This window comes from Stenotrophomonas indicatrix (assembly GCF_002750975.1).
Taxonomy (GTDB): Bacteria; Pseudomonadota; Gammaproteobacteria; order Xanthomonadales; family Xanthomonadaceae; genus Stenotrophomonas; species Stenotrophomonas indicatrix.
This window is the reverse complement of sequence record NZ_PEJS01000001.1, coordinates 170,701-183,483: the sequence shown is the minus strand read 5'-3', so window position 1 is coordinate 183,483 and position 12,783 is coordinate 170,701. Positions and strand designations below refer to the sequence as shown.

Below are 12,783 nucleotides of genomic sequence, written 5' to 3'. Positions count from 1 at the left end.
GGCCGGCCACACAGGGTGGCCGGCCGCGGCGGGTGGATCAGAAGCGGTAGTCGAAGCCCAGCGTGAAGTAGCGGCCACGCAGGTCGTACTGGCTGAAGTCGTACGGCGCGCGGATGCCCGGGAACGAGGCATCGTACGGCGGTGTCTTGTCACCCAGGTTCTGCACCTTGGCGTACACGGTCAGGTTGTCGATGCCGGTGTAGCCCAGGTAGAGATCGAACTGGTTGTAGGCGTCTACGCGGCTCTGCACCGCAGCGGCAGCGGTGCTGGCCTTCTGGTCGTAGCCACTGGTGTAGTACCAGGTCACCGCGGCGGTGTAGTCGCTGTACTTCCAGTCCAGGGTGGTGGTGGCCTTGTTCTTCGGCAGGGTGGCGCCGAGGTTGCTGCCGGCATAGTCCACCAGCGGGCCACCGACCACGGTCGGGCGCCGGTAGTCGCGCACGTGGGTGTAGGCCGAGGTCACGGTGAAGTCACCGAAGGCGGTGGTCGGGATGCGCTGGCGCAGCTCGACGTCGATGCCCGAAGTCTTCAGCTCGCTCAGGTTCTGGTAGCGGTTGTAGACCGCCTGCAGCTTGCCGCGCTCATCGCGCTGCACGGCACCGGCGACGTTGTCGTTGACCAGGGTCTGGGTGTTGTTGGTACCGACCAGGTTGTCCAGCTGGATACGGTAATAGTCGATGCTCAGGTTGGTGTTCGCCCATGGCGACAGCACCACGCCGAAGTTCACGCTCTTGGTGCGCTCCGGCTTCAGGTCGCTGTTGCCGACGGTGAAGAAGGTCGGGTTCTGCCGCGAGCCCGGCACGTCCGGATCACGCGGATCGACCACGCTGCCGTAGGCGATGCTGGTGCTGTTGGAGTTCTCCGACAGCGACGGTGCACGGAAGCCCTTCGACGCGGAGGCACGCACCAGCAGGAAATCCAGCGGCTGCCAGCGCAGGCCGAGCTTGGGCGAGAACGCGTCGCCGAAATCGTCGTAATGATCGGCGCGGGCGGCGGCGGACAGTTCCAGGGTCGAGGCCAGCGGCACGTTGACCTCGGCGTAGGCGGCGCTGACCTTGCGCTCGCCATGCACTTCGGCGATTGCCGGGCGCACCTGCAGGCCGGCATCGATCTGCCACGGGTTGTTCGAATCAAGCTTCTCGCGGCGCCATTCGGCACCGGCGGCGAAACCGATGTCGCCGGCCCAGGTGTGGCCGAGACTGCCGGAGATCTTCGCATCGATGCCCTGCAGCACCGACTCGGCCGGACGCAGGGTGGCGATGTTGATCGAATCGCGCACCGACTGCGGCGTCGCGGCCGGGTTCAGCAGGTTGTAGCTGCCGGTGGCCAGTGCGTTGGCCAGCGCCCAGCGGTTGGCGAAGCCGCCGGAGACGGTTTCGCGCTCGCTGCTGCGCGCGCCGAACGCGGCCACTTCCCAGTCCCACTTCTCGGTGTTGCCACGCAGCCCGAACACACCGCGATAGGCGGTGGACCGGTTGGTCTTGATGGTGCCGCCGAGGTCGAAGAAGGTGTATTCGATCGGGATCGCGCGGCCGTACGGGTTGTACGGGTTGCTGGCCGGCAGGTTGGACGACACCGGCTCGGCCAGGCCGGTCTGCGCGTTCAGTGCGAAGCGACCGCTTTCCAGGGTGAAGAACGGGCTGCTGCCGAACCAGGCAGCACTCTTGATCTGGCTGTACAGCACTTCGCCGAACGCTTCGACGTTGTCGCCGAGGCGGAACGTGCCGTTGGCGTAGGCCTGGTAGCGCTTGGTGGAGGGAATCAGGGTGGTGTACGGGGCCTGGTTGAAGCCGCAGGTATCACCGGCCAGGCCGTCTATCGGCGCGCTGGCCACGCGGGTGGTGCCGGTGGGGCAGTTGCCGTTGGCATCGAGCATCGGCACGGAGTTGCCGTTGACCAGATAGCGTGCACCCTTGGCCGACCAGCCGTTCCAGCGGCCGCCGGGCTGGTCGCTGTAGATGCCGCTCGTGGTCAGATTGCGCTCGTCCTGGTCCAGACGCTCGCGGTTGTAGCCCTGCAGGCTGAAGAGGATGTTGTAGCCGTCCTTGTCGATGTCGCCCAGGCCACCGACGAACTTCAGGTTCTGCTCGTGCAGGCCGCCCTGGTCGGCGCCGCCGAAGCTGCCGCCGATCTCGGCGCCTTCGAAGTTCTGCCGGGTGATGATGTTGACCACGCCGGCCACCGCATCGCTGCCGTACACCGCCGATGCACCGTCCTTGAGCACTTCGATGCGTTCGACGGCCACCAGCGGCAGCGCGTTGAGATCGACGAAGGTGTCCGACAGGCCGCCGGCCGGGAAGCCGTAGTTGGCAAGGCGGCGGCCGTTGAGCAGCACCAGCGTGTTCTTCTGCGAAAGACCGCGCAGGCCGATGCCGGCCGAGCCCGAGGCCCAACCGTTGTTGGTGGTCTCGTTGCTGGCGTTGCCGGTGTTGGCCGAGATCGAGCGCAGCACATCGGCCACGGTGGCCTTGGCGGTCTGTTCCAGCTGCTGGCGGCCGATCACCTGCACCGGGTTGGAGGCTTCGGTATCGGCGCGTTTGATGTTGGAACCGGTGACGCGCACGGCAGCCAGGGTGCTGGCTTCGCCACTGGCGTCGGCGGTGATTTCGGCGGCGGCAGACAAAGGCGCGGCCAGAGCGACGGCCAGGGCCGCCACGAGCAGGGTGTGCTGGGGCATGACGATGTGGGGGAGGTAGTGGAAGGACGAGGTAAGTTCCGCAGTAATCCATGCCTGGCCGGGGCGCGGCCAATAACATCTCTTCATACGGATATAAGAGAAACTATCATCTCTTCATCCGGATGGAAAGAATTTCTTCACGGGAAGGCAACGCAAAGCCGGGCTGATCGGCCGCCCGCGGCGTACAATCGCGCCATGGAAATCTTCAAAGTCTTCATGCTCGAGGCGGCGCACCGCCTCCCCAACGTGCCGCCGGGGCACAAGTGCGCGCGCCTGCACGGCCACTCCTTCCGGGTGGAACTGAAAGTCGAGGGCGAGCCGGGCGCGCAGACCGGCTGGATCATGGATTTCGGTGACGTGAAGGCGGCTTTCCAGCCGATCTACGACCGCCTGGACCACCATTACCTCAATGACATCCCCGGCCTGGAGAACCCGACCAGCGAAAACCTGGCCGTGTGGATCTGGAACGAGCTCAAGCCCACCCTGCCGGCATTGAGCGAGATCACCGTGCACGAAACCTGCACCTCGGGCTGCCGTTTCCGCGGCCCCGCCGCCTGATCAACCCATTGATCTGAAAGGCCTCAAGGCGCCAGAGATGGCGCCTTCGTGATTTTTGTTGCATTGCCGCATGATCGGCGTATGCTGCATTGCATCAATGCAAATGCACGGCGGATGCGACTGGCAGGCAACAGCCACTGGCGCGACGCCCACGCTCATTGCATGGGTCCCTCCCCCCATGCAATCCGGACCCGGCAGATCCCTCCCTCTGCCGGGTCTTTTTTTGCCTGGCGTCTGGATTCTCGAGCGCGTCTTCGTCCGGGTCTCTGCGATCTGAAGGGCCCCGTCGGGGCAGGTGGGGGCCTGGGCAAATGTCCCCCGGCGCCGGCCGTTGGCCGCCACCTCCTCCTTTACTTTGCCCAAACCCCCACCTGCCCCGACGAGGCTCGGCTTGCGGCACCAGGCGCGCAGATGCAGCGCTCGCGACGGCCCTTCAATGAGACGCCGACGAGCTCCGGACGCAGGGCGGAGGCCCTTGCGTGCGAAGTAAAGGGGGAGGCGGTGGCCGCAGGCCGGCGCCGGAGGACATTCGCACGCAAGGGCCTCCGCCCTGCGCTGCGCAGAATGGATCAACCGGGCGCCACGAAGGCACGCTCAGCGCCCGCGATTGCCGTGCCAGTGCTGGTACCACGCCTGGAACATCAACACGTTCCACAGGTGCGTATGCCATTTGCGCTCGCCGCGCAGGAACGCCTCCCAGATCGCGCGCACGCGTACCGCATCGAAGCATCCCTGGTTGCGCAGCAGCTGCGGGTCGAGCAACGCTTCCGCCCAGTCGCGCAGCGGGCCGGCCAGCCAGCGTGCCATCGGTGGGCCGAAACCGCGCTTGGGGCGATAGACCAGCGGCGCGGGCAGGTAGCGCGCCAGCAGATGCTTGAGGATCCGCTTGTGCTCACCGTCGTGGTACTTCAAGTGCTGCGGCAGGCGCCAGGCCAGGCGTATGACCTCCATGTCCAGCAACGGCGAGCGCGTCTCCACGCCGGCCGCCATGCCGGCACGGTCGACCTTGGCAAGGATCCCCTCGGCCAGGTCCATGCGGAAATCCAGCAGCTGGATGCGCGCTTCCGCCGGCAGTGCGGTGTCCTGCTGCTGGAAGATCGTCGCCGGCTCGCGCGCCCCCAATACCACCTGGGTCGGTTGCCGCCAGCGGGTGACGCGCTGCAGGTAATGCCCCTCCACGTCGTTGGCGGCCACCTCGGCCACCAGTGCGCGCCAACCGCCAAGCCGACCACGCTCGACGTTCAAGCGGCTGCTGCCACGCCGCGCAAGATCACGTACCCAGTCCGGCAGGCCACCGCACAGGCGCGCATTGCGCAGCGCGCGGCCATAGCTGGGGTGGCCGAAGAACAGCTCATCGCCGCCGTCGCCGGTCAGCGCCACCGGCTTGCGCGCGCCGAGCAGCTCGCTGGCCAGCAGGGTGGGCAGCTGCGAGGCATCGGCGAACGGTTCGCACCAGACCTGCGGCAAGCGTTGCAGCAGTTCCAGGCCCTGCCGGCTGTCCATCCTGTGCAGGTGGTGATGCACGCCCAGGTGGCGGGCCACCTGCGAGGCCCAGTCGCTCTCGTCGTGACCGGGGTCGTCGAAACCCACCGTCCATGCTTCCACCGGCAACGCCGACTGCGCCTGCATCATCGCCACCACCAGCGACGAATCGGTGCCACCGGACAGGAATGCACCGCAGGCCACGGGTGAATGCATGCGCGTGGCGATCGCCTGCTGCAGCACCACCTCCAACTGGTCGGTGGCCTGCTCCAGGCTGGGCGCCGGCTGCAACGGCTGCTGCAGCGCGGATTGCATCGCATCGCGCGCGCACCAGTAGCGATGGCCGCCCTGCGTGGCCTGCATTGATCCGCCGGCGGCATGATCGTTGAGGTCCACGCGCAGCATCGCCCCGGCCACCAGCTTGCGGATGCCGCGATAGATGGTGTGCGGCGCCGGCACATAGTCATGGCGCAACAGCAGGCTCAATGCATCCTGGTCGATGCTGGGAGCGAATCCGGCAAAGGCCTGCAGCGCCTTCAACTCCGAAGCGAACAGGAACTGGCCCTGGTACCAGCCGTAATACAACGGCCGTTCGCCGACCGGGTCGCGCGCCAGCCAGAGCTCATGCGCGTGGCGGTCCCAGACGCTGAACGCAAATGCCCCTTCGATGCGCGACAGCGCACGCTGCACGCCCCACTCGACGACGGCCTGCAGCAACAGGCGTGCATCGGCGCAACTGCGTGGCAGGTCGCGCAGCTGCGACTGCAGGGCCGCGCGGTTGTAGATGCGGCCATCCAGGCACAGCACGTAGCGCCCGCAGCTGGAGCTGAGCGGCTGCAACGGCATGTCGGTCGGCGCACGGCAATGACCGAGGGCCAGCCCTGCGTCGGCATCGGTCCAGTACCCGATGCGACCGCGGCCGCGCTGCTGCAGCGCCCGCAGCATCGGCGCCAGCTGCTGCAGCAGCTGCTCATCGTCGGCAGGCGGCAGCCAGGCCCCGACCACGCCGCTCATCGCTGGCCTCCATGGCAAGGGCATTCAAGGAAAAGCGCGGGACAGGAGGCGGACGGCATGAGGACGGCACGCGGATGGGGAGAGCTGCCATGCTCGGCCCCGCCGAGCGCCACGTCAGTCGTAGCGCTGTCAGCGACCGTCACCGCAGGCGCGGCTTGCGTAACGTTTTGTAACAACCCGATTGCTACCGTGCGGCCAAGTCGTTGCCCGGCCTGAGGCCCGGCCCGCGCGCCAGCAACCCCGGCTGAATGGCGCCCGCTCCCTGGACCCGAGCGGCCCGGCAGCTGGGATAGCATCGCCGCGCTCGTGCCACGGCGGTACGGAAGCACCCCGGAGGCCTTGTAGATGCTGGATATCGTACTGGTTGAAGACGACGCTCGGCTGGGCACGATGGTCAGCGACTACCTGAAGCGCCACGGTTACCAGGTCGCCCACGAACGCTGCGGCCAGCGCGCGATCGCCCGGATCCTCAGCGAGAAGCCGGCGCTGGTCCTGCTCGACATCGGTCTGCCGGGCCAGGATGGTTTCGAAGTGTGTCGGCAGATCCGGCCCCACTATGACGGGATCATCTGCGTGCTGAGCGCCCGCACCGACAACATCGACCAGGTGCTGGGGCTGGAGCTGGGCGCCGACGACTACATCGACAAGCCGATCGAACCACGGGTGCTGCTGGCCCGGCTGCGCGCCCACCTGCGCCGCCACCGCCGGGTCGAGCCACGCGATGGCGCCCTGCGTTTCGGTGAACTGAGCATCGACCCGTCCACCCGCAACGTGCACCTGCAGGGCCGCCTGCTGGAGCTGACCACCGCCGAGTTCGACCTGCTGTTCCTGCTGGCCGGCAACGCGGGCCAGATCCTCGACCGCGATGCGCTGCTGCGTGGCCTGCGCGGCATCGCCTTCGATGGCCTGGATCGGTCGATCGACGCACGCATCTCGCGCCTGCGGCGCAAGCTCGGCGACAACCCGGAGCAGCCCGAGCGGATCAAGACCGTGCGCGGCCGTGGTTACCTGTTCAGCCGATCGGCATGGGGATGAAGCATCCGTCGTCGGCCATGCGTGGCCATGCCTTCCACTTCCTGCGCTACGGCATCGGTTTCCTCACCGCCCATCTGCTGCTGATCGTGCTCGGGCTGTGGGCCTGGGATGCGCTGCTGGAAGACCGCACCGAGGCCAGCCTGCAGGCGGAAATGCGCGGCCCGCACGCCATGCTGCAACATCGCTTCGCCGAAACGCCGCCGGCGCAGTGGCCAGCCCTGGCGCAACAGTTGGACAGCGATTTCGCCTATCCGCTGCAGCTGATGCCGCTGACCGAAGCTGCCGCGATACTGCCGGCGAAACAGCGCAAGGGCCTGCTCAACGGACACGTGCAGATCGAGCTGGACAGCATGCGCAGCCTGCAGCGCGTCGGCAACAGCAGCAGTGCGCTGATCCTGGGGCCGCTGGACCAGGCCCTGCCCGAAGAAGGCTGGCAGGACAGCGAAGCCTCCGGCGTGGCCATCATCCTGCTGATCCTGATGGTGGCGGTGGCATTGCCGATGTACGTGATGGTCTACCGGTTGTGGCGCGATGTCTCGCAGCTGGCGCAGACCGCACGACGGATGCGCGATGGCCAACTCGACAGCCGGGCGCCACGCGCCGGTACCGCGCTGGTGCGGCCATTGGCCAAGGCGTTCAACCACATGGCCGAACAGCTGCAGCTGCTGCTGGACAGCCAGCGCGTGCTGGCCCAGGCGGTGGCGCACGAAGTACGCACACCGCTGGCACGCATGCGCTTCGGCCTGGCCGACCTGGAAGACACCGGACTGGACGACGCCCAGCGCGATGCGCTGTCCGGCCTGCGCATCGACATCGACCGGTTGCAGCACTTGACCGATGCGGGTGTCGAGTACGCCGCGCTCGGCCGCTGCCATCAGGTCACCCGGCAGCGCCTGCAACTGGCCGCGCTGGTACGCGGCGTGGTCGAGCAGTTCGCACCACTGACGATACCGGTGCAGCAGGACCTGTCACCGGCAGGGCTGGTCAACGTCAACCGGCACATGCTGGAACTGGCGCTGCGCAACCTGCTGGGCAACGCGCTGCGCTATGCGCGCCGGCAGATCCGCATCGTCAGCACGCTCAACGAGGGATGGCTGTGCCTGCAGGTGGAGGACGACGGCCCCGGCATCGCCGTCGAACTGCGCAGCCAGGTGCTGCAGCCCTACGTGCGGCTGGACCTGGCCAGCCCGGGCTTCGGGCTGGGCCTGGCGCTGGTGCAGGTGGTGGCGGACAAGCATCGCGGCCACGTGGAAGTGGCCGATTCGGTGCTCGGCGGTGCCTGCATCCGGCTGCTGCTGCCGATGGAAAGCGGTGTGCCGCCACCGGCAGACAACGTCTAGTTCGCCTCGGCATCGGCACGCGGCAAAGCGAACACGAACAGCGCGCCCTGTTCGCTGTCGCGCAGTTCGATACGGCGGCCATGCAACTGCACGATGCGCTGCACGATCAGCAGGCCGAGCCCGCCGTTCTCGCCACGCCGCGCGCCCAGTGCCGCCGGCGCCTGGAACAGTTGCCCACGCAGCGCCGGCGGCACCCCGGGGCCATCGTCCTGCACCGCCACCTGCACACTGTCGGGCAGCGCCGACAGCTGCACCTGCACACGGCCCCCGTCCGGGGCATGCCGCAGCGCGTTGTCGAGCAGATTTGTCAGCACGCGCTCCACAAGACCCAGGTCGGCGCGCACCAGCGGCAGGCCCGGCGGGAAATCAGCGTGCAGGCGCTGCCCACGTGCCTGCGCGGCCAGCTCGAACTTCTGCAGTACGTCCTGCAGCAGTTCCGGCAGCGCGAACACTTCCCACTCCAGCCGCACTTCACCGTGCTCCAGCCGCGCCAGTTCAAACAACGCCCGGGCCAGACGGCCGACCTTGGCGCTCTGCGCCAGCGCGATACCGAGATAGCGACGACGCTCCTGCGGCGACAGCGTGGCTTCTTTCAGCGCCAGCGTTTCCAGGTAACCGTGCAGCGAGGACAACGGCGTGCGCAGGTCGTGCGAGATGTTGGCCACCAGTTCGCGGCGCTGCAGGTCCTGCTGGCGCAGCTGCTGCCACTGCTCGCCCAGCCGCTGTGCCATCTGCGAATGGGCATGTTCGAGGATCTTCAGTTCATCGCGCTCACCCGCGCGCAGCGGTACCGGCGCGGGCAGTGGCGTCGGTGCGTCGATGTCGAAGGCCTGTATGCGCCGGGTGACCTGGCGCAGGGGCCGGGTCACCCAGTAGAAGGCCACCAGGCCGGCAAGCAGGCCCAGCCCGCCGATCAACAGCACCGACCACAGCGTGGTGTGCCATTGGCTGCCGGCGGCCAGATCGTCGGCCAGCATCTGCCGGTGTTCGCCCACCAGTACCACGTACACGTAACCCGCCTGCCGACCCTGCACCACCAGCGGCGCGACACTGAACACCTTGCGGCCATCGGCACTGCGGGGATCGTCACCGAGGATCGGCAGCGGCGCACCGGACAGCAGGCGCCGCAGCGGTGCCACGTCCACCCGGCTGCGCACCAGGTGGCCGCTGGGCGCATCGTGGCCGAGGATGCGACCCTGCTCATCCAGCAGGTACACCTCGACACTGGGGTTGACCGCCATCAGCTGGCCGAACAATGCGCGCACCGCTGCATCGCGCATGCCGCTGGTGTCCATCAGTTCGCTGCGCTGGGCGATGTGCTCGGCCAATCCAAGCGACAGGCGCTGCACCACTTCCTGCTCATGCCGGGTATTGGTGCGCATCTGCCACGCCAGCAGCGCCATGCAGCACGTCAGCATCAGCGCCGACATCACCAGCGCCAGTTTCTGCCACAGGTTCGGCTTGATCATGCGGCCGCCCCGGCCGGGTCGACCAGCTTGTAACCGCGCCCCCACACCGTCAGCAGGCGCCGCGGGTTGCCCGGGTCGGTCTCGATCTTGCTGCGCAGGCGGTTGATGTGGGTGTTGACCGTGTGCTCGTAACCGTCGTGCTGGTAGCCCCAGACCTGGTTGAGCAGTTCCATCCGCGCAAACACCTGGTCCGGGTGGCGGGCGAAGAACAGCAGCAGTTCGAACTCGCGCGGGGTCAGTTCCAGTGCATTGCCATCGACGGCGGCAGTACGCGCGACCGGGTCCAGCCGCAGCCCCCCGAGTTCGATCGCCCCGGCATCGATGCGCGCGTTCTGTGCCATGGCTTCGGCGCGGCGCAGCAGCGCACGCACGCGCGCCACCAGTTCCGGCATCGAGAACGGCTTGGCCAGGTAGTCGTCCGCGCCCAGTTCCAGGCCGACGATGCGCTGGGTTTCGCTGCCACGTGCGCTGATGATGATGATCGGCACGTAGCGCGCCATCGCCCGTGCGCGCTGGCAGACCTGCAGGCCGTCCACGCCCGGCAGCATCACGTCCAGTACCAGTGCATCCCACGGACCTTCCTGTTCGATCAGGCGCAGGCCGGCATCGCCGCTGGCGGCGTGTGCGACTTCATAGCCCTCATCACCCAGGTGCATGCGCAGCAGGTCGGCGATGTGGGCATCGTCTTCAACGATCAGGACACGTTTGGCGGACATCGGCAGCTTCGGGCCAGTGGGGAGGCTGCCCGCATTGTGGCGCGGGAGCGACGTGGATACCTCACGAAAAATTGAATCCTGCGTGAGGATTCGTTGACCGGAGGGGGCGCAGCATGGCCCCGTCGCCCCTTCCCGGAGTCCACCATGTCCCTCACCCGCCGCCATCTGCTGGGCCTGGGCGGTGCTGTCACCGCCGCCGGCCTGCTGGGCCTGGGCGCGTGCAGCCGCGCGGCCCCGGCCGCTGCCGAGGCACGGCCTGCGCGACAGTTCGAGGTGGTCCGCAGCGATGCCGAGTGGCGCCGGCTGCTGAGCCCGGCGCAGTACGCCGTGCTGCGCCAGCAGGCCACCGAGCGCCCCTGGAGCAGCCCGATGAACAAGGAACATCGGCAGGGCACGTTCGCCTGTGCCGGCTGTGCGTTGCCGCTGTTCTCTTCGTCCACCAAGTTCGAAAGCCACACCGGCTGGCCCAGCTTCTGGGCGCCGCTGCACAACGCCATCGGCGAGGACCGTGACACCACCTTCGGCATGTTGCGGGTGGAAGCACATTGCCGCCGCTGTGGCGGCCATCTCGGCCACGTGTTCAACGACGGCCCGCGGCCGACCGGACTGCGCTACTGCATGAACGGCGCCGCGATGGCGTTCATGCCCGGGACTGCGCAACAGGACGCCGCTGGCGGCTGGCGCGTGCCGGTCGGTTCTTCCCCTGCTTCTGGAGCCTGATGATGCTGCTGTTGCTGCTTGCCTATCTCGGCGGCGTGCTGACCCTGCTCAGCCCGTGCATCCTGCCGGTGCTGCCGTTCGTGTTCGCACGCGCTGATCGTCCTTTCCTGCGCAGCACCCTGCCGCTGCTGCTGGGCATGGCACTGACCTTCACCGTGGTCGCCAGTCTGGCGGCGGTCGGCAGCCAGTGGGTGGCGCAGGCCAACCAGGTCGGCCGCTGGGTGGCACTGGTACTGATGGCGGTGTTCGCCATCGCGCTGCTGTGGCCGACCCTGGCCGACCACCTGCTGGCGCCGTTCCAGCGCATCGGCGCGCGCCTGAGCGCACGTGCCGACGCCGCGGATGCGGCTGGCCGTGGCGGCGCCTGGACCTCGCTGCTGATCGGCATCGCCACTGGCCTGCTGTGGGCCCCCTGCGCCGGTCCGATTCTCGGCCTGGTGCTGACCGGTGCCGCCCTGAACGGCGCCAGTGTCGGCACCAGTTCGCTGTTGCTGGCCTACGCGCTGGGCGCCGTCACCGCACTGGCGCTGGCGGTGTGGGTGGGCGGCCGTGTGTTCCGCGCACTGCAGGCCCGGCTCGGCCTGGGCAATGTGGTGCGCCGGGTGCTCGGCGTGGCCGCGCTGCTGGCGGTTGTGGCGATCGGCCTGGGCTGGGACACCGGCCTGCTGACCCGCCTGTCCGCGGTCAGTACCGCACGCATCGAACAGGGCCTGCTCGATGCCGTGCCCGGCACGCAGCCGGCAGCACCACCGATGATGATGATGGCAGCCGGCCAGGCAGGCGCGCCGCTGCCGGTGGAAGGAACGCTACCCACGCTGGACGGCGCCACCGGGTGGCTCAACAGCCCGCCGCTGAGCCGCGAGCAGCTGCATGGCAAGGTCGTGCTGATCGACTTCTGGACCTATTCCTGCATCAACTGCCTGCGTGCGATGCCGTTCGTGCACGAATGGGCGCAGCGCTACCGCGACCATGGCCTGGTGGTGATCGGCGTGCACACCCCGGAATTCGCGTTCGAGCGCGACCCGCGCAACGTGATGAAGGCCGTGCAGCAGCTGAAGGTCGAGTACCCGGTCGCACTCGACAACCAGTATGCGATCTGGCGCGCGTTCAACAACCGCTACTGGCCGGCGCACTACTTCGTCGATGCGCAGGGCAACATCCGCGGGCATCAGTTCGGCGAGGGCAACTACGCGCACTCCGAACAGGTGATCCGCCGCCTGCTGGTGGAAGCCGGGCAGACCGAGCTGCCGCCGCCTGCTGATCCGGCCGCGGCTGACCTGCAGGGCGTGGCCACGCAGGCCGACATGGGCAACCTGCGCTCGCCGGAAACCTACCTGGGCCACGCACGAGCCGAGCAGTTCGCCTCGCCGGGCGGGCAGCGCGCCGACGCAGCATTCGGCTACACGCTGCCGTCCACCCTGGCGCTGAACCAATGGGGCCTGTCCGGACAGTGGCGGGTCAACGATGAGGCTGCACAACTGCAGCAGGCCGGCGGCCGCATCGCGTTCCAGTTCCACGCCCGCGACCTGCATCTGGTGCTGGCACCGGGCGAGGACGGCAAGCCGGTGCGCTTCCGCGTGCTGCTCGATGGCAAGCCACTGCCCGCGGCCGATGCCGGCGCCGACGTGGCCGCCGATGGCACCGGCACCGTCAACGAGCACCGCCTGTACCAGCTGATCCGCCAGCGCGGCACGATCGGTCCGCATCGTTTCGAGATCGAATTCCTCGACGCAGGCGTGCAGGCCTACGCCTTCACCTTCGGTTGAACCGGG

Annotated in this window: 9 protein-coding genes; 5 read left to right on the top strand and 4 right to left on the bottom strand. The window is 68.0% G+C overall.

Going from position 1 to position 12,783, the window contains the following annotated elements:
- Window positions 1–37: 37 nt before the first annotated feature.
- Window positions 38–2,677, bottom strand: coding sequence for a TonB-dependent receptor (locus CR918_RS00865; protein ID WP_099841845.1), 2,640 nt, complete (start codon window positions 2,675–2,677; stop codon window positions 38–40).
- Between the two features lie 195 nt (window positions 2,678–2,872).
- Between CR918_RS00865 and queD the strand changes: the two genes are divergently transcribed.
- Window positions 2,873–3,235, top strand: a complete 363-nt coding sequence (gene queD / locus CR918_RS00860) for a 6-carboxytetrahydropterin synthase QueD (RefSeq protein WP_099841844.1) — start codon at window positions 2,873–2,875, stop codon at window positions 3,233–3,235.
- 594 nt (window positions 3,236–3,829) lie between these two features.
- Here queD and asnB read toward each other — a convergent pair.
- Window positions 3,830–5,731 carry an asparagine synthase (glutamine-hydrolyzing) gene (asnB, locus tag CR918_RS00855; RefSeq protein WP_099841843.1) on the bottom strand — a complete coding sequence of 634 codons (1,902 nt, stop codon included), beginning with the start codon at window positions 5,729–5,731 and terminating at the stop codon, window positions 3,830–3,832.
- 345 nt (window positions 5,732–6,076) lie between these two features.
- Between asnB and CR918_RS00850 the strand changes: the two genes are divergently transcribed.
- Both CR918_RS00850 and CR918_RS00845 read left to right on the top strand, forming a co-directional pair.
- Window positions 6,077–6,766 (top strand): winged helix-turn-helix domain-containing protein, encoded by a 690-nt coding sequence (locus CR918_RS00850; protein ID WP_099841842.1) that lies wholly within the window; start codon window positions 6,077–6,079, stop codon window positions 6,764–6,766.
- Window positions 6,763–8,106, top strand: a complete 1,344-nt coding sequence (locus CR918_RS00845; RefSeq protein ID WP_099841841.1) for an ATP-binding protein — start codon at window positions 6,763–6,765, stop codon at window positions 8,104–8,106. Before CR918_RS00850 ends, CR918_RS00845 begins: the two co-directional genes overlap by 4 nt.
- On the opposite strand, the gene CR918_RS00840 is transcribed toward CR918_RS00845, so the two are convergent.
- On the bottom strand, window positions 8,103–9,575 hold the full coding sequence (locus CR918_RS00840; RefSeq protein WP_049466079.1) for a sensor histidine kinase: 1,473 nt from the start codon (window positions 9,573–9,575) through the stop codon (window positions 8,103–8,105). The genes CR918_RS00845 and CR918_RS00840 overlap by 4 nt on opposite strands.
- Window positions 9,572–10,291, bottom strand: coding sequence for a response regulator transcription factor (locus CR918_RS00835; RefSeq protein ID WP_025878436.1), 720 nt, complete (start codon window positions 10,289–10,291; stop codon window positions 9,572–9,574). The genes CR918_RS00840 and CR918_RS00835 overlap by 4 nt, the downstream gene beginning before the upstream one ends.
- A gap of 144 nt (window positions 10,292–10,435) precedes the next feature.
- Between CR918_RS00835 and msrB the strand changes: the two genes are divergently transcribed.
- Both msrB and CR918_RS00825 read left to right on the top strand, forming a co-directional pair.
- A complete protein-coding gene (gene msrB, locus CR918_RS00830) occupies window positions 10,436–11,011 on the top strand; it encodes a peptide-methionine (R)-S-oxide reductase MsrB (RefSeq protein ID WP_099841840.1) in 576 nt (191 codons plus the stop codon).
- A gap of 2 nt (window positions 11,012–11,013) precedes the next feature.
- Window positions 11,014–12,777: a cytochrome c biogenesis protein DipZ gene (locus CR918_RS00825; protein WP_025878434.1), complete on the top strand. Its 1,764-nt coding sequence runs from the start codon at window positions 11,014–11,016 to the stop codon at window positions 12,775–12,777.
- The last annotated feature ends 6 nt before the right edge of the window (window positions 12,778–12,783 follow it).